Raw genomic sequence first — 24,087 nt, forward strand, 5'->3', positions numbered from 1 at the left:
AGTCAAATGTCTAGATCTCATTAAGGTTTAGATGCCGACCAGGCGATTCCGTCAAGAATGTCGCGTTCACTGACGACAACCTCGGTGAAGCCGTACCGGCGCAGGATCCGGTCGAGAATGAGGGCGCCCGCCCCGATGACGTCGACCCGTCCGGGATGCATCACTCCGATCGCGGCGCGCTCGTCGTGGGTCATCTCCAGAAGCCTGCGGGAAATGTCGTGCGCCCGATTTGCCGGAATTCGCGAATGGTGAATTTTCGCCGGGTCATATTCGGGCAGGTCAAGCGCTATTCCCGCGACGGTGGTAACGGACCCCGCCAGCCCGACCAGCGTCAGCGCCCGCTCCACCGGCACCTTCTCCGAGACCCGGTCCAGCGCGTCGTCGATGTCGGCGGTCATGGCCTCGACCACCTCCGGCGACGGCGGGGCGACCGAGCCCCGCAGGTGCCGTTCGGTCAGCCGCACGCAGCCGATGTCCACCGACAGCGCCGCCTCGGCGTGCGTCGAGCCGATCACGAACTCGGTCGAGCCGCCGCCGATGTCGAACACGAGATAGGGGGGCCGGGTGCCGTCGGGGGTCGGCAGGCCGGTCTCGGGCGACAGCCGTACCAGGTCGCGGGTGGCCCCGCTGAAGGACAGCTCGGCCTCCTCGGCGCCGGTGATCACCTCCGGCTCGACCCCGAAGATCTCGCGCACCCCGTCCACGAAGTCCTGGCGGTTGGCGGCGTCCCTGGTGGCGCTGGTCGCCACCACGCGCACCGCGGAGACACCGTGCCGCTCGATGAGCCCGGCGTAGCCGCGCATCGCGGCGAACGTGCGCTCCAGGGCCTCGGGGGCCAGCCGCCCGGTCCTGTCCACTCCCTGGCCCAGCCGGACGATCTCCATCCGCCGCTCGACGTCGGTCAGGACGCCGGAGTGGACGTCCGCGACGAGCAGGCGGACGGAGTTGGTCCCACAGTCGATCGCGGCGACACGGGTCATCGGCTCTCCTCATCGGTGGTGGTGCTCACTCGGGCCCCGGTGTCGTCCGTACGGCCCTCGCGCCCCCGGCGCCCGCCGCGGCCGCTGTCGTCGTCGCCCGGCTCGTCCTGGCAGCACGGTCCCGCCGCCCACCACTCGCCGAGCGCGTCGAGGGCCTCGCGGCCGAACGGGTTCGTGCCCGGGGCGGCGAGCTCGTGCCCGACCAGGGCGTGCAGGCACTTGACCCGCAGGGGCATGCCGCCGGTGCTCTGCATGTCCCTGGGCAGCGGTTCGAGGCCCTCCTCGGCCGCGGCCTTGTCGCGGCGCGCGACATAGTCGTCGTGGGCCGCCTGGTATGCCTCGGCCAGGCCGGGATCCTCCGCCAGCCTGGCCTGCATGTCCCGCATCATCCCGGAGGTCTCCAGCCTGCCGATGGCCGAGGCGGCCTTCGGGCAGGTCAGGTAGAACAGCGTCGGGAACGGCGAGCCGTCGGGCAGCCTGGGCGCGGTCTCGACCACGTCGGGCAGGCCGCACGGGCAGCGGTGCGCCACCGCTCGCAGCCCTCGCGGCGTCCGGCCGAGCTGCCGCTCGATCGCCGCCACATCGCGGTCGTCAACCATCCGTGACACCCCCCTGAAAGACGACATCCAGGGTATCGGGGTCATCTCACGGTCTCGGCCACCTTGGCGCCGTTCCCGCTGTCCGCCGCCTCGACCGACTCCCAGAGCGTCTGGTACCACGGCGGGCCGGCCGTCTTCTTCTCCACCGGCGTGCCCTTGCCCTGCGTGGGCTTGTCCTTCATCACGACGTAGCACTTGTGCCCGGGGTCGCAGTAGAAGATCCGTTCCCTGCCCTGCCGCTTGATGAAGCCGGGGTCCCGGAGCTGCCGGTTGCGGTCCTCCTGCTCCTTGATCGCGGCGAGTTCCCTGGCCTGCTGCTGTTCGAGCTGGGCGATGTCGCGGCGCTGCGCGACGAGCTCCCTGACCGGGTAGGCGAGGCTCATCGCGATCGCGCACACCACGATCGCCAGGACCGCGGCCCGTCCCGTCAGCTGCGGCCGTTTCGCCACGCGCGTCTCCCCCTTTGTGCTCTGCCCCGTCGCACCCGCGAAGGGCGCGGCGCGGCTTGCGCCCGAGCAAATCGGGCGCAAGCCGTACAGTGCGAAACTACCGCTGGAAGCGCGGGAAGGCGGCGCGACCCGCGTAGCGCGCGGCGTCGTCGAGGAGCTCCTCGATGCGCAGCAGCTGGTTGTACTTGGCCACGCGGTCGGAGCGGGCGGGGGCGCCGGTCTTGATCTGGCCGCAGTTGGTGGCCACGGCGAGGTCGGCGATCGTGGTGTCCTCGGTCTCGCCGGAACGGTGGCTCATCATGCAGCGGTAACCGCTGCGGTGCGCCAGGTCGACCGCGTCGAGGGTCTCGGTCAGGGAGCCGATCTGGTTGACCTTGACCAGCAGCGCGTTGGCGGTGCCCTCCGCGATGCCGCGGGCCAGACGCTCGGGGTTGGTCACGAACAGGTCGTCGCCGACGAGCTGGACCTTGTCGCCGAGCGCCCGGGTGATGGCGTTCCAGCCCTCCCAGTCGTCCTCGTTCAGCGGGTCCTCGATGGAGACCAGCGGGTAGTTGGCGACCAGGTCCTCGTAGAAGGCGATCAGCTCGGCGGACGACAGGCCCTTGCCGTCGATGGTGTAGACGCCGTCGGAGTGGAACTCCGACGCCGCCACGTCGAGCGCCAGCGCGACGTCCTCGCCGGGCACGTAACCGGCCTTCTCGATGGCGACCAGGATCAGGTCGAGCGCGTCGCGGTTGGACGGCAGGTTCGGCGCGAAGCCGCCCTCGTCGCCCAGGCCCGTGGCGTAGCCCTTCTCCTTCAGCACGGCCTTGAGCGAGTGGTAGACCTCGGTCCCCATCCGCACGGCCTCGCGGAACGACTCGGCGCCGATCGGCGCGATCATGAACTCCTGGATGTCCACGTTGGTGTCGGCGTGCGCGCCACCGTTGAGGATGTTCATCATCGGGACGGGCAGCACGTGCGCGTTCGGACCGCCGAGGTAGCGGAACAGCGGCAGCTCGGCGCTCCCGGCCGCCGCCTTGGCCACGGCGAGGGAGACTCCCAGGATGGCGTTGGCACCGAGACGGGCCTTGTTGGGGGTGCCGTCCAGGTCGATCATGACCTGGTCGATGCTGCGCTGCTCGGTGGCGTCGAATCCGAGGATCTCGTCGGCGATCTCGTCGGTCACCCCGAGAACCGCCTTCTCGACCCCCTTGCCGCCGTACCGCTCATCGCCGTCGCGCAGCTCGACGGCCTCGAACTGACCGGTGGACGCACCGCTCGGAACCGCGGCACGACCCTCGCTGCCGTCGTCCAGCAGGATGTCGACCTCGACCGTCGGGTTGCCCCTGGAGTCAAGGATCTCGCGGGCGGTCACGCCCTCGATGGAAGCCACGAAGCGCTCCTAAAGTCGCAAGACAGTTTGCCTCAGAAGCCTATCGAGGCTTACCTCCGAGTACGGCGGGCGGCGTCCCCCTTCGATTCACGGGTGTGCTCAAATCGAAGACATGAGTGACCCCAAGGCGCTCGGCCGAGTCCGTGAGCTGCTGGATCCCGCCCTCGCGGACCTCGCGATCCGGGCCTCGCCGGGGCTCGGCTACCTGGACCTGCTCGGCGGGGAGCCCGCCGAGAGGCCGCCCGTGCAGTGGCTGATGCACTCGGGACTCCTGCCGAAGTTCTACGAGCGGATCTGGCGGCCGGCGATGATCGGGACGCTGAAGGGCCCCTTCGGGCCGAGCACCGCGCAGGAGATGGCGCTGGTCCGGCGGATGCTGGAGCTCGGCCCCCACGACCTGGTGCTGGACGTCGCCTGCGGACCGGGCAACGTGACACGGACGCTGGCCCGGTCGGTCGACGAGGACGGGCTGGTGGTGGGGATCGACGCCTCGGCGACCATGCTCGACCGCGCGGCGCGCGACACCACCGCCGAGAACGTCGGCTACGTGCGCGGGGACGCCGCGGAACTGCCCTTCCTGTCCGGCCGCTTCGACGCGGCGTGCTGCCTGGCGGCGCTCTACCTGTTCGCCCAGCCGATCCAGGCCCTGGCGGAGATGACGCGGACGCTCAAACCCGGCGGCCGGATCGCCGTCATGACGACCCGGCGAATGCCACTGGCCGGTCCCCTCAACGAGCTCGTCACCGCCACCTCGGGGGTCCGTCTGTTCGGCGACGAGGAGATCACCGACGCCCTCACCCGGCTCGGCTTCTCGGGGCTGCGCCACCGGGCCTACGGGCTGATGCAGTTCGTCAGCGGCCGCCTCACCTGAGAGCCGCCTCACCTGAGAACGGCCTCACTCCCGGGTCACTCCCCGGGCTCCCGGTCCGCCGTCTCCCAGTCACGGACCCGGTCGCGGTAGAGGCGGGCGGCGGCGCGCAGCTCCGCCTCCGGGTCGAGTCCGGCCGCGTGCGCCCGCCGTACGAGCTCCAGCAGCCGCGCTCCCAGCTCGGCCCCCGGGTCTGCGGGGGCCGCGGGCCCGGGAGAGACGCCGGGGGCGGTGAGGAGCTCGGCGGGGGCGCCGGCGCGCTCGGCGCGCCTGATCAGCTGGGCGGCCAGGGAGAGCGCGGGCTGGCCCATCGGGACCCCGTCCACGACCGAACCGGAGTCTCCGCCGTTCTTGGCGGCGCGTTCGGCGGCTTTGATGGTCTCCCAGTTGTCGCTGACCTCCTCCGCGCCCTCGACCTTCGTGTCGGCGAACACGTGCGGATGGCGGCGGACCAGCTTGGAGACGATCCCGTCGGCCACGTCGTCGATGTCGAACCCGCCCGCCTCCCCGGGACGTTCGTGGGCGACCCGGGCGTGGAAGACCACCTGCAGGAGCAGGTCGCCCAGCTCCTCGCGCAGGGCGGCGTGGTCTCCCCCCTCGATGGTCTCCAGCACCTCGTAGGCCTCTTCGATGAGGTACGGCGCCAGCGACTCGTGGGTCTGGCCGGCGTCCCACGGGCAGTTCACCCGGAGCCGGTCCATCACCTCGACCAGGTCGAGCACCCGGGCCCCCGGCAGGTCGTAGGAGCCCGGCACGACCTCGATCACGGGCGGCTCGTCCAGCGCGAGCGCGGCGTGGCCGACGGCGCGCAGCAACGCCTCGTCGGCCTCCAGCCACACCACGGTCCCGTCGCGGGCCTCGCGGACCAGGGCCGCCGGGTCCGGCGTGACGACCTCGACGCTCACCCCGGCCTCGGCGAGGTAGGGCAGGTGCGGGTGGTCCGCGGACCCGGTGCGCACCGGCCCCTCCTCCAGGACCTGCCACGCGCGACGGCTGAGCAGCCCCGGGGCGACCCGGGGCGAGGTGGTGACGACGATCAGGGGCATGCCCTCGAGGTTACTGGGGCTGGACCGGAGCCTGCGCGGCGGCGGGGACCGCGCCGAACCGGCCGGCGTCGACGAACAGCGACCCCTGGGTCTGCTCGGTGTTGAGCTTGCCGTAGCGCGGGTTCCAGGTGACCGGCACGGCCTGCAGGTCCTTGATCACCTGCGGCTCGCCCTTCTGGCGGGAGGCGTCGTCGGTGCCGCCGCCGTACTTGGCCAGGAGGTTGTTGATCAGAACGCGCGCCTTGACGTACTCGCGGGCGTGCGAGGGCGCGACGGCCTGCTGGAGCAGACGCTGTTCGTACTGCCCCTCGCCGCCGAGCTTGGCGATCTCCTGGTCGATCTCGGCGTCGGTGGCCGTGACCCCCTGGCTCTCGGCCGCCTTGGTGTACTGCTTGGCGGTGACGAGCTGGAACAGCACGATCTGCGAGGTGCTGCCGGGCAGCTGCAGCTGCGAGGGGGAGACGTTGAGCTTGGCCAGCTCACCCTCGTACTCCCGCACGCTGCTGTCCAGCTCGCTGGAGCTGATCCGGTCTCCGCCCACGATGGCGGCGGCCCCTGCCTGCCCCGGAGAGCAGGCGGTCAGCGCGGCTCCGGCGGCGGCGACCGCGAGGAGGACACGCACTCGAGTCGACTTCACTTGCAATCCCTTCATGACAGACGCCGCTACTTTACCGGCACGTTCTCAAGGAACATCGCCTGAACCAGATCACCGCACCACCTGAGCAGATCCAGGTCGCGCAGCGGCTGGCCACCGAGCGGCCTGGTCTTCGGCACGGGCACCAGCAACGTACCGGCCGCCTGCTTCAGCAGCGCCTTCGGGTACAGCCTTTGGAGTCTGACCTGCTGGGAGTCCCTGAGCTCGACGGGGGCGAACCTGACGTTCTGGCCCTGCAGGGTGACGTCGGTCAGCCCGGCCGTACGGGCGCGGATCCGGAAGCGGGCGACCTCCAGCAGGTTCTCGACCGGCTGGGGCGGCCTGCCGTACCGGTCGACCAGTTCCTCGCGCACCGCGGCGATCTGCTCGTCGGAGTCGACGGCCGCGATCCGCTTGTAGGCCTCCAGGCGCAGCCGCTCGGAGGTCACGTAGTCGTGCGGGATGTGCGCGTCGATCGGCAGCTCGACCTTGACGTCCTGGCGCTCCTCGGTGACGGCGGCGCCCGACAGCTTGGCCTTCTGCTCCTGCACTGCCTCGGCCATCATGCGCACGTACAGGTCGAAGCCGACGCCCGCGATGAAGCCCGACTGCTCGGCGCCCAGGATGTTGCCCGCGCCGCGGATCTCCAGGTCCTTCATCGCCACGTACATGCCCGCGCCCATCTCGGTGTGCTGGGAGATGGTGGCCAGGCGCTCGTGGGCGGTCTCGGTGAGCGGCTTCTCCGGGGGATACAGGAAGTAGGCGTAGCCGCGCTCGCGTCCCCGGCCGACCCGGCCGCGCAACTGGTGGAGCTGGGACAGGCCGTAGTTGTCGGCCCGGTCGACGATCAGCGTGTTGGCGTTGGGCACGTCGAGGCCCGACTCGACGATCGTGGTCGAGACGAGCACGTCGTACTCGCGCTCCCAGAAGCCCACCATGATCCTCTCAAGCTGGTGCTCCTGCATCTGGCCGTGCGCGACGGCGATCCTGGCCTCGGGCACCAGCTCGTGCAGCATGGCCGCGACCCTGTTGATGCTCGCGACGCGGTTGTGGACGAAGAACACCTGGCCGTCGCGCATCAGCTCGCGCCGGACGGCCGCGGCGATCTGCTTGTCGTCGTAGGGGCCGACGAAGGTGAGGATCGGGTGCCGCTCCTCCGGCGGGGTGAGGATCGTGGACATCTCGCGGATGCCGGTGAGCCCCATCTCCAGCGTGCGCGGGATCGGCGTCGCGGACATGGCCAGCACGTCCACCTGCGTGCGCAGGTGCTTCATGGCCTCCTTGTGCTCGACGCCGAAGCGCTGCTCCTCGTCGATGATGATCAGGCCCAGCTCCTTGAACCTGACCTCGGGCGAGAAGAGCCGGTGGGTGCCGATCACCACGTCGACCGACCCCTCGCGCATGCCCTCCATCGTCGCCTTGACCTCCGCGTCGCTCTGGAAGCGCGACATCGGCCTGACGTTCAGCGGGAACCCGGAGAAGCGCTCGGCGAAGGTGGACAGGTGCTGCTGGACCAGCAGCGTGGTCGGCACCAGCACCGCCACCTGCTTGCCGTCCTGCACGGCCTTGAACGCCGCCCGCACCGCGATCTCGGTCTTGCCGTAGCCGACGTCGCCGCAGATCAGCCGGTCCATCGGGATCGGCCGCTCCATGTCGCGCTTGACCTCGTCGATGGCCTCCAGCTGGTCCCCGGTCTCGGCGTAGGGGAAGGCGTCCTCCATCTCCCGCTGCCAGGGCGTGTCCGGCCCGAACGCGTGGCCCGGCGAGGCCATCCGGGCCGAGTAGAGGCGGATCAGCTCCCCGGCGATCTCCTTGACCGCCTTCCTCGCCTTGGTCTTGGCCTTGGCCCAGTCGGCGCCGCCCATCCGGTTGAGCGTGGGCGCCTCGCCGCCGACGTAGCGGGTGACCTCGTCGAGCTGGTCGGTCGGCACGTACAGCCGGTCGCCCTTGGCGTACTCGATCACGAGGTACTCGCGCGTCGCGCCCTGCACGGTCCGCTGCACCATCTCGACGTAGCGCCCCACGCCGTGCTGCTCGTGCACCACGTGGTCGCCGATCTTGAGCTGGAGCGGGTCGACCATGTTGCGCCGCTTGGACGGCAGCCGCCGCATGTCCTTGGTCGACGCCTTCTGCCCGACCAGGTCCAGGTGGGTCAGCACGGCCAGCGCGGGGCTGACGAAGCCGTGCTCGACCAGGCCCGTGGTGACGTGGACGACCTTCGGGTCCGGCGCCCGGTCGAGCGTGGGCTCCAGCCGGGCGGGCAGGTCGACCCCCTTGAGCAGCTCGACCATCCGCTCGGCCGGGCCGTGGCCCTCGCTGAGCAGGACGACGGCCTTGTCCTCCTCCAGCCAGCCCTTGATGTCGCCCAGCGCGCGCTGGGTGTCGCCCCGGTAGGCCTCCGCCTCGCGCGCCTGCAGCACCAGCCCGTCGCCCAGGTCGTCGCCGCCGAACGGCGCGATCGACCACCAGGGCTGGCCGAGCTCCCGCGCGTGGTCGCGGACCTCCTCCAGGGTGCGGAAGGCGGCCGCGCCCAGGTCGATGGGCGCCTCGCCGCCCGCCGCCGCGTTGATCCAGGACGCCTCCAGGAACTCCTGGCTGGTGCGCACCAGCTCGTCGGCGCGCCCCCGGATGCGCTCCGGGTCGCACACGAACACCGCGGCGCGCGCCGGCAGATGGTCGATCAGCAGGTCCATCTCCCCGGCGAGCACCGGCGCGAAGGCCTCCATGCCCTCCATCGGGACGCCCTCGGCCAGCTGCAGGAGGATCTCGGCCAGCGCGGGATGCTCCTCGGCCAGCGCCTTGGCGTTCTCCCTGACCTCCTCGGTCAGCAGCAGCTCCCGGCAGGGGGCGGCGAACAGGCCTCCGTCGGCCACCTCCAGCGAGCGCTGGTCGGCGACCTTGAACCAGCGGATCTCCTCGACGGTGTCGCCCCAGAACTCCAGCCGCAGCGGGTGCTCCTCCGTCGGGGGGAAGACGTCCAGCAGGCCGCCCCTGACGGCGACCTCGCCGCGCTTCTCCACCATGTCGACCCGGCCGTAGCCGTTCTCCACGAGCCTGGCGACGACGTCGTCGAGGTCGGCCTCGTCGCCGGCGCGCAGCCGTACGGGGCGCAGGTCGCCCAGGCCCCGCACGATCGGCTGGAGCACGGCCCTGACCGGTGCGACGACCACGCGCAGCGGCCCGGCGGCGGCGTCTCCCTCGATGGGGTGCGCCAGCCTGCGGAGCACGGCCAGCCGCTGGCCGACCGTGTCGCTGCGCGGCGAGAGGCGCTCGTGCGGCAGCGTCTCCCAGGCGGGGAAGACGGCGACCGCGTTGCCGTCCATGAGGCTGGTCAGCGCCGCGGCGAGATCCTCGGCCTCGCGACCGGTCGCGGTCAGCGCCAGGACGGTCCGCGCCCCGCCCTCGCCCCCGTCCCTGGCGAGCGCGGCCACGGTGAAGGGCCGCAGCGCGGGCGGCGCGATCAGCGAGACGTCGGAGAGGTCGCCCTCACGCACGTCCCGCAGCACGGAGGCCAGCTTCGGCTCTCCAGCGACAAGGTCAAGTAGTCCGGAAAGGCTCATCAGATTCGCCCACAGCCCCACGACGGCAACACGACAGGCCCCCGGCCCACACGGCACGGGGGTTACGTCCCCAAGGCTACTTCCAGCGCGACCGTCACCCGCAGGCGGCGGGAAATGCGCGACGAATCGTGCGCAGTTGACTACTGTCTGTCACATGTCTGAGGTACGGTCGGTCGTCTCACAGGACGACATGTTCAGCCGGCGGATCCGCGAGCAGTGGACGGGGCAGTCGGGGCGGCGGCTCGACATCCTGGTCGCCGGGTGCGGATGGCCGGATCCGCTGAACCTGGAGCGGATCGAGGCGCGGGTCATCGGGATCGACGAGGATCTGCCGACGTTGCGGGCGAGCACGTCGGCGCGCAAGGACCTCGACTCCTGGGCGCTGGGAGACCTGCGTTCGGTGCCGGTGCCGCCCCGCGCGTTCGACGTCGTGCACGTGTCGTTCCTGCTGGAGCGCATCGAGCATCCCGAACTGGTGCTCGACCGCCTGCTCACCGGGCTGCGTCCCGGCGGCCTGCTGCTGATGCGGATGCGCGACCGCGCCTCGGCCTACGGCACGTGCGACCGCCTGCTGCCGTCCGGGCTGCGGCGGCTGCTGTGGCGCGGGTTCGCCCCCGAGGGCGCCGTCGGCCCGCTGCCCCCCTTCTACGGGGAGGTCACCTCGCGCGAGGGGATGCATTCCTTCTGCCTGACGCGGGGGCTGATGGTGACCGACGACGTGTCGGCCGTGAGCGGACCGGCGCTGAGCGGGCCCAGGCGCGGGCTCGCCCGGCTCGCCTGCTCGCTGGTCGAGAGCGCCTCCCGAGGACGGCGGTCCGCCGCGCACGACGAAATCGCCATGGTGGTCCGCAAGCCGCAGAGCCATTTCGCCCGTCTGATATGAGGCCCGGGGGTTGGTATGGGACAACTGGAGTAGGTAAGGTGACGAAATCCGACTAATTCGATCGGGATTGTGGAGCAGATGACGGCCTCTTTCGACTGGACCCCCGGCGCCCGTGAGCTGGCCGACCTGGAACTGCTGCTCTCAGGTGCGTTCCAGCCGCTGACGGGCTTCCTGAGTTCGGCCGACGCGCACGCGGTCGACGCGCACGGCACGCTGGCCGACGGCACGCGCTGGCCCGCGCCCGTCGTGTTCACGCTGCCCGACGACCACCCGGCGGCCCCCGGCGACCGGATCACGCTGCGCGACCCCGAGGGCGCCGCACTGGCCGTGCTCACCGTCGTCGACCGCCGGGACGGCTTCGTCGCCGGCCCCGTCGAGGCGCTGGACGCCCCCGAGCACGGGCCCTTCGCCAGGCTCCGCCTCACCCCCGCGGAGGTCCGCAAGGAGCTGGCGGGCCGGGAGACGCTCGCGGTGACCATGCGCGGGGCGCTGGACGACCTGGAGGAGATCAGGGCGACCGCCGAGGAGCTGGGCGCCACGATCCTGCTGCTGCCGCTGGCGTTCGGGGAGGAGGGTCCCGCGGTGGTCCGCGCCGCCCTCAAGGCGCGGGAGCGGCTGCCGGAGGACACGCTCCTGGCCGTGGTGCCGCTGGCCCCCCGGGAGGACCCCAGCATCGACCTGGAGCTGCGCGAGCACGTGGCCGAGGCGTACGGCGCGACCGAGCACCTGGCGGGTCCCGCGCCCGTGCGGCTTCCCGGGCCGCCGCACCGGCGCGGCCTCGTGGTCTTCTTCACCGGCCTGTCCGGATCGGGCAAGTCGACCGTCGCCAGGGGACTGCGCGACGCGCTGCTGGAGCGCGGCGGCCGTACGGTGACCTATCTCGACGGCGACGTGGTCCGGCACCTGCTGTCGGCGGGGCTGACCTTCTCCAAGGCGGACCGCGACCTCAACATCCGCCGGATCGGGTTCGTCGCCGCCGAGGCGGCCAGGCACGGCGGGCTGGCGATCTGCGCGCCCATCGCGCCCTACGCCGCCACCCGCGAGGAGGTCAGGGCGATGGTCGAGGCCGTCGGCGCCGACTTCCTGCTGGTCCACGTGGCCACCCCCCTGGAGGAGTGCGAGCGCCGCGACCGCAAGGGCCTCTACGCCAAGGCGAGGGCGGGCCTCATCCCCGAGTTCACCGGCGTCTCCGACCCCTACGAGGAGCCGGATGACGCCGACCTGGTCGTCGACACCACCTCGATCAGCGTGGAGCGGGCGGTCCAGCAGGTGCTGGACCCGCTGATCCAGGGGGGCTGGGTCCGCTGAGCGGCGGGCCCGGCACGACCGCCGTCCGGTCGGGGAGAGCGGTACGCCACGCGGGCGTTCCGACGAGCGCCGTCCAACCGGGGACGCCGGGTCCGTCACACGACGGGCCCGGCGACGCCGCAGTCCACGCAGTGATCGAGAAATGGTGAGCGACCGATGGCCATCGACATTCCCCTCGTCGCCGGATCCTTCTTCGTCGCGATCGTCGTCGGGTTGACCGGCATGGGCGGCGGCGCCCTGATGACGCCGATGATGATGCTGTTCTTCAACGTGCCGCCCCTGGCGGCCGTCTCCAGCGACCTCGTCGCCTCGGCCGTGATGAAGCCGGTCGGCGGGTTCGTCCACATGCGGCGCGGCACCGTCAACATGCGGCTGGTCGGCTGGCTGTGCGCGGGTTCCGTGCCCGCCGCCTTCTGCGGGGTGTTCGTCGCCCGGGCGTTCGGGGACGGCGAGCAGGTCCAGCAGACGATCAAGTACGCCCTGGGCGTCGCGCTGCTGCTGGCCGTCGCGGGACTGGTGGCCAAGGCCTGGCTGGCGCGCAAGGATGCCACCGCCCCTCAGGGGGGCGTCTCCACGGGCGTGGACGACATTGTCGTGCGCCCTATTCCGACCTTACTGGTCGGTATGATCGGGGGGCTGGTCGTCGGCATCTCGTCCGTCGGCTCCGGATCGCTGATCATCGTGGCGCTGCTCGCGCTCTACCCCGCCCTGAAGGCCAACCAGCTCGTCGGCACCGACCTGGTCCAGGCCGTGCCGCTGGTCGCCTCCGCCGCACTGGGTCACGTGCTGTTCGGCGACTTCCAGCTCGCCATCACCACCTCGCTGCTGATCGGCTCGATTCCCGGCGTCTATCTCGGCGCGCGGATCTCGGCCTGGGCGCCGGGTGGCGTCATCCGGACCCTGCTGGCCGTGGTACTGCTGGCCTCGGCGCTGAAGCTCCTGGAGGTCGGCAACACGGCCACGATCTGGATCCTGGGCGGGGCCGTGGCCGCCGGGGGCGTCGCGTGGTCACTCCTGCGGAACCGGGGCGGCGCGCAGGTAGGGGTCGCGGGCGAGCTCCCCGAAAGCCTTCAGACCGCCGGGAGTGGTGTCGAAACGGGTGTCGCCCCGAGGAGCCCTCGGTGAGTCGAAGTAGACCAGCGCCTTGATCCAGGGATAGTCGCGCATCCGCTCGCGCACGCCGGTGAAGAAGGACTCCTTGAACCCGGGACTGCCGGGGCGCTCGAACACGCCCCACTCGGCGACCATGACGGGTTTGTCCGGCAGGCGCGAGCGGGCCCACCGATAGAACCCCGGCCAGCCGGCGAACTCCTCGCGGGTCTTGTTGACCAGCCCGTCGAAGGTCTGGACCCGGCCGTCGGCGTAGGGGTCCATGGCCACCCAGTCGACCACGTCGTCGCCGGGGTAGAGGCCGCCGAACCAGGGCGCGGCGGACCAGTTGGGCGCCCCCATGTAGGTCATGACCGTGATCGCGTTGTCCACGCCCCCGCGCCGCAGGCGGAGCACCACGTGCCGAAACATCGCGGCGTAGTCCTCGGCGGTCATCCCCGATCCGGGGGCCTGCCGTACGTCGTTCTCGGGCTCGTGGTGCACGGTGAGGAAGAACCTCTCCGGGAAGCCCCGGCGGATGTGGGCGGCCAGCCGGTCGATGCGCCGGTCCAGCGCGCCGGCGGCGATCTCCGCCCAGGTGCGGTCGAGGGACGGCTTCCAGTTGATCAGCAGGAGCCTGCGCCCGCTGTGCTCACCGTCCCGCTCACCGTGCCGCTCACCGTGCCCGCGGGCGATCCCGCGCTCCTCGGCGGTCGGGAAGAGCTCGGCCCCCCGGTGGTAGAGGTGCACGATGTCGGCCGGACGCCCCATGCGCTCCTCGACGCGCTCCAGCGCCCGCCGGGGTGGCCTGCCGGTGAAGACCTCCGGCGCGATCCCCCACCAGACTCCGCAGGAGGGGACGAGCTTGGCGGTGACCTCGCAACCGCCCACCCGCGATCCGGCGTACGGCCCGCCGCCCGCCGGTGAGCCACCGCCCGGCCCACCGCCCGGCCCACCGCCCGCCCGGTCCGTGGCGCGCCCGTCCGCGGCGCGTCCCGGCGGGTCCGTGAAACGCTCCGCCGGGTCCGTGGAACGTCCCGGAGCGCCCGGGGCGCTTTCCGGGGAGTCTCGGGAAAGGGCATGGTTCTGGCCGCAGGCGGCCAATCCCAGCGTCAGGGAGAAACCCAGTCCGGCGATTACCGCCCTTCGCGAGAACGGCGCCGATATGACATTTAACAAATGCATGGATTCCTCACAGATACTCCATTTGTACGTTTCTTGACCTCTCTCTCGCCCCAGCCTCCCATCGCCGGGACGTGCGATGTCACGGGTTCACCCGCCTCCACACCGACCCCCCAGGACAACACAAGAGGAATGTCGGATAAATGACTTTTATTTGCCCGGTGCCGTCGTGATGACTTCAAGGAAAATCTTGTGTATCGGATCGGGAAAACAGCATGCAGACCTATAGTTCCTAGGGCCTCGAATCGCCGACTCCCCGCAGCCGACTCCGCCCGAAAGGGACTCGCAACACATGAGCCCGTCGCCGGACGCCTCCGCCCGCCGCTCAGGCGGAGACCTGGCGGACTACGCCTCCCTCCTTCGCCGCAGGTGGCCCACCCTCCTGTTCTTCCTCACCGCCGGAGTCGGCGCGGGCGCCGCCCTGCTCCGGACCACCCCGCCCGCCTACACCGCCTCCGCCCAGGTGCTGGTGACCCCGACAGGGGTGCAGGAACAGACCAACCAGATCACCAACCGGCAGCGCGAGTCGCTCAACCTCGACACCGAGGCCCAGATCGCCCAGTCCGCGGTCGTCGCCAGACGAGCCGGGATCGCGCTGGGGGACACCCCCGGCCCGGTCGAGGTCACCGTGCCGCCCAACACCTCGGTCCTGGAGATCTCCTACACCGCCGCCGATCCGGACTCGGCCGCCACGGGGGCCGCCGCCTACGCCCGGGCCTACCTGGCCCACCGGGGCGAGGCCGCCAAGCAGGCACTGACGGTCCAGCTCAGAACGCTCCTGGCCAAGTTGAGGCAGGTCAACACGGACCTGGCCGCCGTGGCCGCCACGCTGCCCGCCCTGCCCAAGGGCACGGCCGAGCGAACCCTGGCCCTGCAGCGGCAGAACGTGCTCGGCCGCCAGGTCTACAACCTCACCGTCAAATACGACGGGCTGCGGACGGTCGCCGTCACCCCCGGCTCCGTGATCAGCGACGCCGTCGCGCCCACCGACCCCAGCGCCCCGAGTCCGCCCCTCTACCTGGGCAGCGGCCTGATGCTCGGGCTGCTGAGCGGGGTCGGCCTCGCCTGGCTCCGCGACCGCCTCGCCGGAACCGGCACGGGTTTCGGAGCCGGAGCGCGCCTCGGGGGCGGCACGGGCTTCGAAGCCGGAGCGGGCTTCGGAGGCGGCGTGGGCTTCGGGGGCGCTACGGGTTTCGGGAGCGGTACGGGTGCCGCCGGCGAGGCCGCCGTACGGGCCGCCCTGGAGGCCGCCGCGTGGGCCGGACGCGTGCGGATCAGCGGCCCGGCCGGTGAGGAGGGCGCGGTGCTACTGGTCAGCGTGCCGGGAACGTCCTCGCGTGCGGCGGCGCGGGCCGTACGGAAGCTGAAGCGGCGGGGGATCCCGGTGATCGGCGCGCTCGTCGCACCCCTGGACGCCAAGGCGGCCGCCTCCGCTCCGGCCGGTCCCGTTCCTCCCGGATCCGCTTCGCCCGATCACGCCCGAACCGATCACGCGGCCCGAACCGGTCCCGTTCCCCCCGGATCCGTCCCGCCCGGCTCCGTTCCGGCCAGGCCCGCGATCACCGCACCGCTCAGGGCGCCCTCGGTGGGCGAGAGGGTCTTCCCCCCGTGAGAGAGCTGGATCGGGCCGCGTGGCCGATCGCCGCGCTGCTCGTGGGATACCCCCTGTGGTGGGCGCTGGGCTTCGGCGGGCTCTCGGTCGTCCTGCTCGCCCCGCCGATGGCGCTGGTCCTGTGGCGACGGCGGCCGATCAGGGCGCCACGGGGGTTCGGGCTCTGGCTGCTGTTGCTGGCGGGTTACCTGATCAGCGGGCTCATGCTCGGTGAGATGCCTCCGGACACCTACGGCGACTTCGGCGCCGGGCGGGTGATCGGCTACCTCATGCGCCTGTCGCTCTACGTCTCCATGTTGATCATGGTGCTCTATCTCGGCAACCTGACCGAACGGGAACTCCCCCAGCTCACGCTGGTGCGCATGCTCGGCGCGCTGTTCATCACGACCGTCGCGGGCGGACTGCTGGGAGTGCTCGCCCCGAACGCCGACTTCACCTCACCGGTCGAGCTCCTGCTGCCCCACTGGATCAGCGACAACGCCTACGTCCACAACCTGATCCACCCCACCTCGGCGCAGGTGCAGAAGGTCCTCGGGCACGCCTCCCCGCGCCCCGAGGCCCCGTTCGAGTGGGCCAACGCCTGGGGCAGCAACGTCTCGGTGCTGCTCGTGTGGTTCACGGTCGGCTGGTGGGCGTACGGCGGCCCGCGCAGGCGCGCGGCCGTGGTCCCGCTGCTCGGGCTGGCCGCCGTACCGATCGTCTACTCCCTCAACCGGGGCCTGTGGATCGGCCTGGGGGTGGCCGTGCTCTATCTGCTGCTGCGCCTGGGCGCGCGGGCCAGGATCGTGACCTGCGCGGCCGTCGCCGCGGGGACGCTGGTGTTCCTCCTCAGCCCGCTGCGGACGATGGTGGTCCAGCGGCTGGACAATCCGCACAGCAACGACATCCGCGCCTTCACCGTCTCGGCGACCGTCGCCGCGGCGCGCACCTCGCCGATCATCGGTTACGGCAACACCCGCAACGCCACGGGCAACCACCGCACGATCACCACCGGCAGGACCGGCTGGTGCGACGCGTGCGGTCATCCGCCGCTGGGCAGCGACGGCCAGCTCTGGCACCTGATGATCACACAGGGGTTCGTCGGCGCATCGCTCTACGTGGCGTTCTTCGCCGGGGCGATCCGCCGGTACCGGCGCGACCGGAGCCCCATCGGCATGGCCGGAGTCCTGGTGATGATCCTGACCCTGCTCTACATGTTCGTCTACGACGGGCTGGTCACCCCGCTCAGCCTGTATCTCATCTCATTCGCCCTGCTCTGGAGGAACTCGATGGCGAGCGGGACCGCATGAACGACGCCCGTGCCCGGCTGCGCTACCTCATGGAGACGGTCGATCTGCTGTTCCCCGGCGACGGCGTGGCCCGGCCGTACACCCTGCTTCCCCACCCGCTGCTTCCCCGTAGGCTGGCCCCTCGCGCCTGGTGGCATCCCGGAGCGAGGATCATGGTCCCCTCCGGGGAGGACACGATCGAGACCTACCTCAGCGAGGTGCTGGACGCCCCGATCAGGACCGTGCTGCACGTCCGCCCCGCGGGACGGGCCAACCGCAAGCCGGTCCTGGAGGCCCACGCTCCTGACGGGCCGACCGCCTTCGTGAAGATCGGCGACACCGCCCGGGTCCGCGAGCTCGTCGCGCACGAGGCGCGGACGCTCGCCCTGCTCGCCGACACGCCGCTGAAGACCGTCGTCCCGCCCACCGTGCTCCACCACGGGACGTGGCGCGGCCTGTCCGTGCTCGCGCTGGCCCCCCTCCCGGTACTGCGGGGCCCCGTCCCCGCCCGCCTCCGCACCGAGGCGATCGGCGAGATCAGCCGGATCACCGACCGGCTCCCCCCGGTCCCCGCCGTTCCGGGGGGCACGGGCGTTTCCTGCGGTGGGTTCGCCTGGCACGGAGACTTCTCCCCCTGGAACATCTCGCGTGCGGCGGACGGGCGGCTGCTGGTGTGGGACTGGGAGCGGTTCGCCACCGGCGTGCCGCTCGGCTTCGACGCCGTCCACCACTTCCTCCAGCGCGCCCTGCGCCGCGCCGACCCGGCGACCGCGGCCCGCGCGTGCCTGGCGCAGGCCCTGCCGACACTGGCCCCGTTCGGGCTCTCGGCCGCCGAGGCCAGACTGACCGTGATCCGCTACCTGATCACTCTGGCCGACCGGCACGCGGCCGACGGCCACGCCCCTCTCGGCCCACCGGAGCACTGGCTCAACCCCGTCGTCGACTTCGAGGAGCTGCTGCCGTGAAGCCCACGCTGAAGCGTTCCGTACACGCCGTTTCACGAACCACGGGGCGTCTCACCGCGGCCGGCCGGGTGCTGCCCTCGTTCTTGATCGCCGGGGCGCAGCGCTCCGGCACCACCTCGCTCTACCGCGCGCTGTCGCAGCACCCGTTGATCTTCAAACCCGTGCTCCACAAGGGCGTGCACTACTTCGACATGGCCTACGACAGAGGTCTGTCGTGGTACCGGGCGCACTTCCCGCTGCGGGCGAAGCTGTCCAGGCTGTCGCACCGGTACGGCTGCCGCCCCCAGGTCTTCGAGTCCTCGCCCTACTACCTGTTCCACCCGCTGGCCGCCTCCCGGATCGCCCGGGACCTGCCGGGCGTGAAACTGATCGTGCTGGTGCGGGACCCGGTCGAGCGCGCCTTCTCCGCGCACGCCCACGAGCTGGCCCGGGGCTTCGAGACCGAGCGCTCCTTCACCAGGGCGATCGAGCTGGAGGAGGTACGGCTGGCCGGGGCGGTGGACGACCTGTGCGCCGCGCCCCACTCCATGAGCCACGCCCACCGTCACCACGCGTACCTGGCCAGGGGACGCTACGCCGAGCAGCTCGCCCGCCTTGAACCGCTGGTCGGCGGGGACCGCGTCCTCGTGCTCGACAGCGGACGGTTCTTCACCGAGCCGGAGATCGTCTACGACCGCGTGCTGGAGTTCCTCGGGATGCCGCACATCGGCGACCCGGTGTTCGAGCGGCACAACGTCCAGCCCCGGCCCGCCCCGATGCCCGAGTCACTCCGCCGCGAGCTCTCCGAACGCTTCGAGGAACCCGACGCCCTGCTGGTCCGGTGGCTCGGCGCGGAGCCGTCGTGGCGGCGCTGACCCCGACGGCCGGGATGGCCGGGATGGCCAGGAGCGGGCTGGCGGGACTGGCCGGAGCGGCCGTCGGGGCCGGGGCGCAGTTCCTGATGGTCGTGCTGGTCACCCGGGGCACCGGCAGGCAGACGGCGGGCGCCTTCTTCGCGGCGACCGCGCTCTGCCTGACGGTCGGCGGAATCCTGCGGATGGACGCGGGCAACGGTCTCATCCACGTCATCGCCAGAGCCGGTGCGTCCGGCCACGAACGGGTCCGCGGCTATGTCAGGGCCGCGCTGGTGCCGGTCGCCGCGCTCTCCCTCGCCGCGGGGGCGACCGTCTTCCTCGGCGTCCCCGATCCCACGTTCCGGGTGCTGGGAGCCGCGCTGCCGGTGATGGTGTGCGCGGACGTCATGGTGGCCGCCACCCGGGGGTTCGGGGCGATGCTGCCGACCGTGCTGCTGGAGGGCGTGCTCCAGCCGGTGGCCCAGCTCGTCCTGGTCACGGTCTCGATGCTGGCGGGGGTGCGGTCGGGGCCGGTCCTGGCGGCGGCCTGGGCGTTGCCGTACCTTCCGGTGCTGGTGCTGGCCACGGTCTGGCTACGCGGACGGCTGCCCCGCGCACCGCACCCCCCGGATGCCCCTCGCGCCGCGGGCGCGCTCGCTCAGGACGTCACGACCACCCTGGACGCCGCGCGCGACCTGTGGCGCCACACCTGGCCCAGGTCGGCGGCGGCGGCGATCCAGGCGGTGTTCCAGCGGCTCGACGTCGTGGCCGTGGCGGTGCTCGCCGGACCCGCCGAGGCCGCGGTCTACACCGCGGCCACCCGCTTCAAGGTGGTGGGCCAGCTCGCGGGACAGGGGCTGGCCAGGGCGGCACAGCCGAGGCTGGTCGACGCGCTGACCACCCGTGACCTGAGGCGCGCCCGCGAGCTGTACCAGTCGGCGACCGTGTGGCTGGTCCTGCTGACCTGGCCGATCTGGCTGGCGTACGCGGCCTTGGCCCCGTGGCTGCTGGGCGTGTTCGGTGAGGGGTACGCCGCCGGGGCGCCGGTGGCGCTCGTCCTCGCCATCACGATGATGATCGCCACCGCCTGCGGCATGGTCGACGTGGTGCTGACGGCCGCGGGACACACCGGCTCCAGCCTGGCCAACCTGGTCGCGGCAGTCGCGGTGACCGTGGCGCTCGGCGCGTCGCTGATCCCCTCCTCCGGCGCGCTCGGCGCCGCCCTGGGCTGGGCCGGGGGCACGCTGGTCAAGAACCTGCTGCCGCTGTGGCAGATCCACCGCCGCTACGGCCTGCGCCCCTTCGGCGCCCACAGCCTGGCGGCCCTGACCTCGTGGCGGTCCGGGTGACGTCCCCGCGACCGGACACGCGAACGGACACACAGACGGGCATACAGACGGGCATACAGACGGGCACACGAACGGACACGACCACGGACGCGCAGGCGGACGCACAGACCAACTCGCTGACGGACGCACGGACGGACTCGCGGACGGGCTCTCGGATGGGCTCTCGGACGGGCGGGACGGCCGACGGCATGGCGGACGCGCGGACGGCCGATGCTCCGGGCGCACGGACGGACGGGACAGCGGACGGGTGGACCGGTGGGGCGGTGGAGCGGGGAGGTCCCGTGCTGGTGACCGGGCTGCCCAGGAGCGGGACGAGCTGGACGGGCAAGATGCTCGCCGCGAGCGGCGAACTGGTCTACGTCAACGAGCCGCTGAACCCCCAGCACCCGCCCGGCCGCTGCCCCGGCGTGCTGAACGCCCACGTCACCCACCGTTTCCAGTACATCTGCCCGGACAACGAGGAGACCTGGCTGCCCGCCTTCGCCGACACCGTCGCGCTGCGCTACCGGTTCCTGGCCGAGCTGCGGCGCAACCGCTCGCCGTACGACCTGGCGAGGATGGTCAGGTACGGCACGGCCTTCACAGCCGGGCGGCTGGCCGGGCGCCGGGCGCTGCTGGACGACCCGTTCGCGCTGTTCTCCGCCGGCTGGTTCGCCGAGCGGCTGGGCTGCCGGGTGGTGATCCTGCTGCGCGACCCGGTGTCGTTCGTCGGAAGCTGGCAGCGGCTCGGCTGGACGGTCTACTTCCACGAACTGCTCGAACAACCGCTGCTGCTCCGGGACCACCCGCACCTGGAGGCACTGCGCGGCCTCGTGGGCTGCCAGGACCGCCTCACCAAGGCCGTGGCCCTGTGGCGGGCGGCCCGGACCGTCGCCGCCGACCTGGCGGCCCGGCACCCCGGGATCCGGCTGGCCCGCTACGAGGACCTGGCCGCCGCCCCCCGTGAGGGCTTCCGCCGCCTGTACGGCCGGCTCGGCCTGACCTGGTCCCCCCGCGCCGAGGAACGGATCTCCAGGGCCTGTACGGCGCCCACGACCGACGAGGACGGCTTCGCCTGGACCGGTCTGTCCCGTACGGCCTACCGCCCCATGGACTCCCGAAGGGCCCTGAGCACGGCGGCGGGCAGGCTGACCCCCGAGGAGACCCGCCGGGTCAGGGAGCTGGCCTTCCCTCCCTGAGGCCCCCGAGGACCCGGAGAACCCCGAGGACTCAGAGAACCCCGAAGGCCCCAAGGACCCGGCTGAGCGTGCCGTCCGGGCGGGCGGGGACACGGCCCGGAGGGACGGTCAGGAGAACAGGCGGCGGAACAGGCAGACCGTGAGCAGCCGGAGCGCGAACGGCAGGTCGTGCAGCAGGTAGCGGCGGGCCAGCCTGCCGGGTTCGTTGAGCAGCCGGAAGAGCCATTCGAGCCCGGCCCGCCGCATCCACGGCGGCGCCCGGCGCACCGCGCCCGCCGCGAACGCGATCGCCGAACCGCAGCCGACGAACCAGGTGGCGGGCAGGTCCTCGCGGAGCCGCGCGATGAGCCGGTCCTGCTTGGGGAAGCCGAGCCCGACGAAGACCAGCCGGGGCGCGGCGGCCACCAGGGCCTCCCTGATCTTCGCGCAGCCCTCCGGGGTGGGCTCGAACCCGTACGGCGGGGCGTCCGCGCCCACGACGAGCAGGCGGGGATGGCGGGCCGTCAGCCGGTCGGCCGCCTGCCTGGCCACTCCCGGCGCGCCGCCCAGCAGGTAGACCGGGTGGCGGTAGAAGGCGGCGGCCTCCGACAGGGACCAGATCAGGTCCGCGCCGGTGACCCTGCCCGGCAGGGGCGTGCCGAGCAGCCTCGACGCCCACACCAGCGGCATGCCGTCGGCGACCGCGAGGTCGGCGCGCTCGACGATCTCACGTGCCTCGGGGTCGCGGGCGGCCGCCCAGCCGATGTCGACGTTCGGGGTGACCAGGTGGCCGCCCTCGCCGCGTTTCAGCGCGGCGACCACGTGGTCGACCACCTCTCCCTCGGTCATCGGGTCGATGGCCAGCCCCGCCACGTGCACCCTGCGGCGCAGCCTCCTGCGGGTCGCCCTGTCGGGGCGTGCCCGGCGAAGCGTCTCCCGACCCGTCCCGGTATCCCTGCCTGTCCCGGTCTCCCGGACCGTCCCGATCTCCCGACCCGTCCTGGTCTCCTGAGCCGTCCTGAGCGCCATCAGATGCCGTGCCCGCGGTGGTGCAGGGTGCTGAGCACCGTCAGGGGCGAGACCAGGCCGGCCGCCACGGCCAGTGCGATGGGCGCGCGGGGTTCGCCGCGTCGTGCGGCGAACGCCCGCCACGCCCAGCGCCCCGCCTCCCGCCTGCGGCCCAGGGCCGCGTGGTGGAAGGCGAGCTGGCCGTAGACCCGCGCCGCGCCGCGCGAATCCACGGCCAGATCAGGGTGCCGGGCGAGCATCCACTCCAGCCCGGCGATCCGGTCGGCCCAGCGGGTGGTGTAGAGGGACCCGCCCCAGCGGACGCGCACCAGCGGGCGGTCGACGTGCACGATGGGGCGGCGGGCCGCGGCGCGCAGTGCCAGATCCCAGTCCTCGTTCTGGCCTCCCGGCGCGCTCTCGTCGACCCGGAACGCGCCGCGCCTGAACAGGAAGGTCGAGGAGTGGACCATCACCATGCGCGAGCGCAGCAGGTGGGCCCGGGTGATCACGGAGGTCCCGGCCAGGCGGGGGACGCGGCGCGTGCCGTACTCGACCTCGATGGCGCAGCTGGAGAACTCCGCGCCCGGTGTCTCCCGCAGCGCGGCGACCTGGGCGTCGATCTTGCCGGGCAGCCACTGGTCGTCGTCGTCGCAGAAGGCCACCAGGTCGGTGCCGAGCGCCGCGATGCCCGTGTTCCTCGCCCCCGGCAGGCCGGAGCCGAACCTGTTGGTCACCACCCGGACGCCGCGCCCGGCCGCCCGTTCCTCGCCGAGCGTCCTGGCCCGGCTGGCCAGCAGGCCGGCCACCTGGTCGGTGACCACGGCCGTGTCCGGGCCGTCCACGACGATGACGACCTCGACGGCCCCGGGGTGGTCCTGGTCGAGCGCGGCGCGGGTGGCGGCGCGCAGGTGTTCGGGCCGATGCCCTCGCGTGGGGATGACCACACCCACCGATGGACTCACGTGAGCCTCCCGCGATAGCCGTACTTGATCATTAGGGGCCAGGTCAGCGTGGTGACCAGGCGGCGGTGCCCGACCGGGACGGCGGTGCGCCAGACGTCGTCGGGGACCAGCTCGATCCGGCCGGCCGAGAAGCGCATGGGGTTGCCGGAGGCCGTGTGGGACCGCGAGAGCGTGACCTCGCCGTCACCCAGGAAGTCGAGACGGGGGCACAGGCCGATCCGGCCGACCAGCCGCCTGAGGGTGTCGGCCGGGGCGTGGACGAGGTCCTCGTAACGGACCTGGGAGACGGGGACGCCCCGGCGGGCCAGTAGCTCCAGGCCGAGGTTCTGGGTCAGCCAGTGCAGCGAGGTGCGGGCCGGCGACCAGCGCGTCATCGGGGTGCCGTCCTCGGGGCGGGTGACAGGCCGCTGCCAGGAGTGCGCGACGGCGCGGGGGTCGCGGACGACGTGCACGACGTGGACGTCGACCCCGGCCGCCGCCAGGCAGAAGGCCAGGGAGGCGTGCTTGCTGGAGTCGACCACGACGGGACAGTCGGCGATCTCACCCGCCGCGTCGTACAGCCGGCGGTGGGCGGCGACGTACTCGTTCAGCTCGGCTGTCCTGGGCGACGGCCACCCCACGGTGCCGACCCGGTTCTCGGCCAGGAGTTGCGCGAGGGTGAGGATGTGACGGGTGCGGTCGACCCGCCGCCCGAGAGTGAGGACCCGGTCGGCGAGGCCCTCCGACCAGCCGCCGAACGCGCGCTCGCCCACCTTGCGCCAGAACGGGCACGTGCCGAACGGCTCGCCGCAGCCGCAGTCCTCGTCCGCCAGCACGCCCCTGGTCCAGAGGTGGGCGACCTCGCCGAGCGGCGCGACGCCGGGCACCTCACCGAGAAGCCGCTCCAGCAACGTGGTCCCGCTGCGGCCGAGACCACCCAGGAAAACAACCCTGGCGGGGGACGGACTATCAGACACAGGC

General features: G+C 72.2%; 21 protein-coding genes. 10 read left to right on the forward strand and 11 right to left on the reverse strand.

What is annotated here, in order from left to right; translation table 11 throughout:
* Positions 1-20: 20 nt before the first annotated feature.
* The 4 genes from AB0N02_RS11365 to eno form a co-directional block, all read right to left on the reverse strand.
* Positions 21-980, reverse strand: a complete 960-nt coding sequence (locus tag AB0N02_RS11365) for a Ppx/GppA phosphatase family protein (protein ID WP_363944977.1) — start codon at positions 978-980, stop codon at positions 21-23.
* Positions 977-1,579 (reverse strand): DUF501 domain-containing protein, encoded by a 603-nt coding sequence (locus AB0N02_RS11370; protein ID WP_363944979.1) that lies wholly within the window; start codon positions 1,577-1,579, stop codon positions 977-979. The genes AB0N02_RS11365 and AB0N02_RS11370 overlap by 4 nt, the downstream gene beginning before the upstream one ends.
* 41 nt (positions 1,580-1,620) lie before the next feature.
* On the reverse strand, positions 1,621-2,028 hold the full coding sequence (locus AB0N02_RS11375) for a septum formation initiator family protein (protein ID WP_363944980.1): 408 nt from the start codon (positions 2,026-2,028) through the stop codon (positions 1,621-1,623).
* Positions 2,029-2,125: 97 nt separating this feature from the next.
* Positions 2,126-3,403, reverse strand: coding sequence for a phosphopyruvate hydratase (eno, locus tag AB0N02_RS11380; RefSeq protein WP_363944982.1), 1,278 nt, complete (start codon positions 3,401-3,403; stop codon positions 2,126-2,128).
* Positions 3,404-3,515: 112 nt separating this feature from the next.
* Here eno and AB0N02_RS11385 point away from each other — a divergent pair, with 112 nt between their 5' ends.
* Complete coding sequence (locus AB0N02_RS11385; RefSeq protein WP_363944984.1) at positions 3,516-4,274, forward strand: methyltransferase domain-containing protein; 759 nt, start codon at positions 3,516-3,518, stop codon at positions 4,272-4,274.
* 35 nt (positions 4,275-4,309) lie between these two features.
* On the opposite strand, the gene AB0N02_RS11390 is transcribed toward AB0N02_RS11385, so the two are convergent.
* The 3 genes from AB0N02_RS11390 to mfd are packed head-to-tail and all read right to left on the reverse strand — an operon-like array spanning position 4,310 to position 9,511.
* Positions 4,310-5,317, reverse strand: a complete 1,008-nt coding sequence (locus AB0N02_RS11390; protein ID WP_363944985.1) for a MazG family protein — start codon at positions 5,315-5,317, stop codon at positions 4,310-4,312.
* Positions 5,318-5,327: 10 nt separating this feature from the next.
* Positions 5,328-5,954, reverse strand: a complete 627-nt coding sequence (locus AB0N02_RS11395; protein WP_363944986.1) for a SurA N-terminal domain-containing protein — start codon at positions 5,952-5,954, stop codon at positions 5,328-5,330.
* Between the two features lie 26 nt (positions 5,955-5,980).
* The gene (gene mfd / locus AB0N02_RS11400) at positions 5,981-9,511 is read right to left on the reverse strand and encodes a transcription-repair coupling factor (RefSeq protein ID WP_363944988.1); all 3,531 of its coding nucleotides are present in this window, start codon (positions 9,509-9,511) and stop codon (positions 5,981-5,983) included.
* Positions 9,512-9,665: 154 nt separating this feature from the next.
* Here mfd and AB0N02_RS11405 point away from each other — a divergent pair, with 154 nt between their 5' ends.
* The 3 genes from AB0N02_RS11405 (at position 9,666) to AB0N02_RS11415 (ending at position 12,827) form a co-directional block, all read left to right on the forward strand.
* Positions 9,666-10,394 (forward strand): methyltransferase domain-containing protein, encoded by a 729-nt coding sequence (locus tag AB0N02_RS11405; protein ID WP_363944989.1) that lies wholly within the window; start codon positions 9,666-9,668, stop codon positions 10,392-10,394.
* A 78-nt stretch (positions 10,395-10,472) separates the two neighbouring features.
* The gene (gene cysC / locus AB0N02_RS11410) at positions 10,473-11,702 is read left to right on the forward strand and encodes an adenylyl-sulfate kinase (protein ID WP_363944990.1); all 1,230 of its coding nucleotides are present in this window, start codon (positions 10,473-10,475) and stop codon (positions 11,700-11,702) included.
* Positions 11,703-11,858: 156 nt separating this feature from the next.
* Positions 11,859-12,827, forward strand: coding sequence for a sulfite exporter TauE/SafE family protein (locus AB0N02_RS11415; RefSeq protein ID WP_363944991.1), 969 nt, complete (start codon positions 11,859-11,861; stop codon positions 12,825-12,827).
* On the opposite strand, the gene AB0N02_RS11420 is transcribed toward AB0N02_RS11415, so the two are convergent.
* Positions 12,711-13,682: a hypothetical protein gene (locus tag AB0N02_RS11420; protein WP_363944992.1), complete on the reverse strand. Its 972-nt coding sequence runs from the start codon at positions 13,680-13,682 to the stop codon at positions 12,711-12,713. The two genes, AB0N02_RS11415 and AB0N02_RS11420, sit on opposite strands and share 117 nt — an antisense overlap.
* Positions 13,683-14,265: 583 nt before the next feature.
* On the opposite strand from AB0N02_RS11420, the gene AB0N02_RS11425 reads away from it, so the two are divergent.
* From AB0N02_RS11425 to AB0N02_RS11450, 6 genes are all read left to right on the forward strand, one after another.
* On the forward strand, positions 14,266-15,585 hold the full coding sequence (locus AB0N02_RS11425; RefSeq protein ID WP_363944993.1) for a Wzz/FepE/Etk N-terminal domain-containing protein: 1,320 nt from the start codon (positions 14,266-14,268) through the stop codon (positions 15,583-15,585).
* Entirely contained in the window at positions 15,582-16,874 is a 1,293-nt protein-coding gene (locus tag AB0N02_RS11430; RefSeq protein ID WP_363944995.1) for a hypothetical protein, read from the forward strand. The genes AB0N02_RS11425 and AB0N02_RS11430 overlap by 4 nt, the downstream gene beginning before the upstream one ends.
* The gene (locus tag AB0N02_RS11435) at positions 16,871-17,818 is read left to right on the forward strand and encodes a hypothetical protein (RefSeq protein ID WP_363944996.1); all 948 of its coding nucleotides are present in this window, start codon (positions 16,871-16,873) and stop codon (positions 17,816-17,818) included. Before AB0N02_RS11430 ends, AB0N02_RS11435 begins: the two co-directional genes overlap by 4 nt.
* The gene (locus AB0N02_RS11440; protein WP_363944997.1) at positions 17,815-18,672 is read left to right on the forward strand and encodes a sulfotransferase; all 858 of its coding nucleotides are present in this window, start codon (positions 17,815-17,817) and stop codon (positions 18,670-18,672) included. Before AB0N02_RS11435 ends, AB0N02_RS11440 begins: the two co-directional genes overlap by 4 nt.
* Entirely contained in the window at positions 18,660-20,000 is a 1,341-nt protein-coding gene (locus AB0N02_RS11445) for a lipopolysaccharide biosynthesis protein (RefSeq protein WP_363944998.1), read from the forward strand. The genes AB0N02_RS11440 and AB0N02_RS11445 overlap by 13 nt, the downstream gene beginning before the upstream one ends.
* 281 nt (positions 20,001-20,281) lie before the next feature.
* Entirely contained in the window at positions 20,282-21,178 is an 897-nt protein-coding gene (locus tag AB0N02_RS11450) for a sulfotransferase (RefSeq protein ID WP_363944999.1), read from the forward strand.
* A 108-nt stretch (positions 21,179-21,286) separates the two neighbouring features.
* Here the strand turns inward: AB0N02_RS11450 and AB0N02_RS11455 are convergent, their stop codons facing one another.
* The 3 genes from AB0N02_RS11455 to AB0N02_RS11465 are packed head-to-tail and all read right to left on the reverse strand — an operon-like array spanning position 21,287 to position 24,083.
* Positions 21,287-22,186, reverse strand: coding sequence for a WecB/TagA/CpsF family glycosyltransferase (locus AB0N02_RS11455; RefSeq protein WP_363945000.1), 900 nt, complete (start codon positions 22,184-22,186; stop codon positions 21,287-21,289).
* Positions 22,186-23,127: a glycosyltransferase gene (locus AB0N02_RS11460; protein ID WP_363945001.1), complete on the reverse strand. Its 942-nt coding sequence runs from the start codon at positions 23,125-23,127 to the stop codon at positions 22,186-22,188. The genes AB0N02_RS11455 and AB0N02_RS11460 overlap by 1 nt, the downstream gene beginning before the upstream one ends.
* Positions 23,124-24,083, reverse strand: coding sequence for a sulfotransferase (locus AB0N02_RS11465; protein WP_363945002.1), 960 nt, complete (start codon positions 24,081-24,083; stop codon positions 23,124-23,126). The genes AB0N02_RS11460 and AB0N02_RS11465 overlap by 4 nt, the downstream gene beginning before the upstream one ends.
* Positions 24,084-24,087 lie beyond the last annotated feature (4 nt).

The organism is Streptosporangium sp. NPDC051022 (assembly GCF_040683035.1).
Classification (GTDB): Bacteria; Actinomycetota; Actinomycetes; order Streptosporangiales; family Streptosporangiaceae; genus Streptosporangium.

Excerpts from the sequence above, each read along its gene's own strand:
- cysC (WP_363944990.1), top strand. The coding sequence starts at position 10,473 with ATGACGGCCTCTTTCGACTGGACCCCCGGCGCCCGTGAGCTGGCCGAC.
- AB0N02_RS11390 (WP_363944985.1), bottom strand. The coding sequence starts at position 5,317 with ATGCCCCTGATCGTCGTCACCACCTCGCCCCGGGTCGCCCCGGGGCTG.
- AB0N02_RS11415 (WP_363944991.1), top strand. The coding sequence starts at position 11,859 with ATGGCCATCGACATTCCCCTCGTCGCCGGATCCTTCTTCGTCGCGATC.
- AB0N02_RS11425 (WP_363944993.1), top strand. The coding sequence starts at position 14,266 with ATGAGCCCGTCGCCGGACGCCTCCGCCCGCCGCTCAGGCGGAGACCTG.
- AB0N02_RS11435 (WP_363944996.1), top strand. The coding sequence starts at position 16,871 with ATGAACGACGCCCGTGCCCGGCTGCGCTACCTCATGGAGACGGTCGAT.
- AB0N02_RS11370 (WP_363944979.1), bottom strand. The coding sequence starts at position 1,579 with ATGGTTGACGACCGCGATGTGGCGGCGATCGAGCGGCAGCTCGGCCGG.
- AB0N02_RS11405 (WP_363944989.1), top strand. The coding sequence starts at position 9,666 with ATGTCTGAGGTACGGTCGGTCGTCTCACAGGACGACATGTTCAGCCGG.
- AB0N02_RS11455 (WP_363945000.1), bottom strand. The coding sequence starts at position 22,186 with ATGGCGCTCAGGACGGCTCAGGAGACCAGGACGGGTCGGGAGATCGGG.
- AB0N02_RS11385 (WP_363944984.1), top strand. The coding sequence starts at position 3,516 with ATGAGTGACCCCAAGGCGCTCGGCCGAGTCCGTGAGCTGCTGGATCCC.
- AB0N02_RS11365 (WP_363944977.1), bottom strand. The coding sequence starts at position 980 with ATGACCCGTGTCGCCGCGATCGACTGTGGGACCAACTCCGTCCGCCTG.
- mfd (WP_363944988.1), bottom strand. The coding sequence starts at position 9,511 with ATGAGCCTTTCCGGACTACTTGACCTTGTCGCTGGAGAGCCGAAGCTG.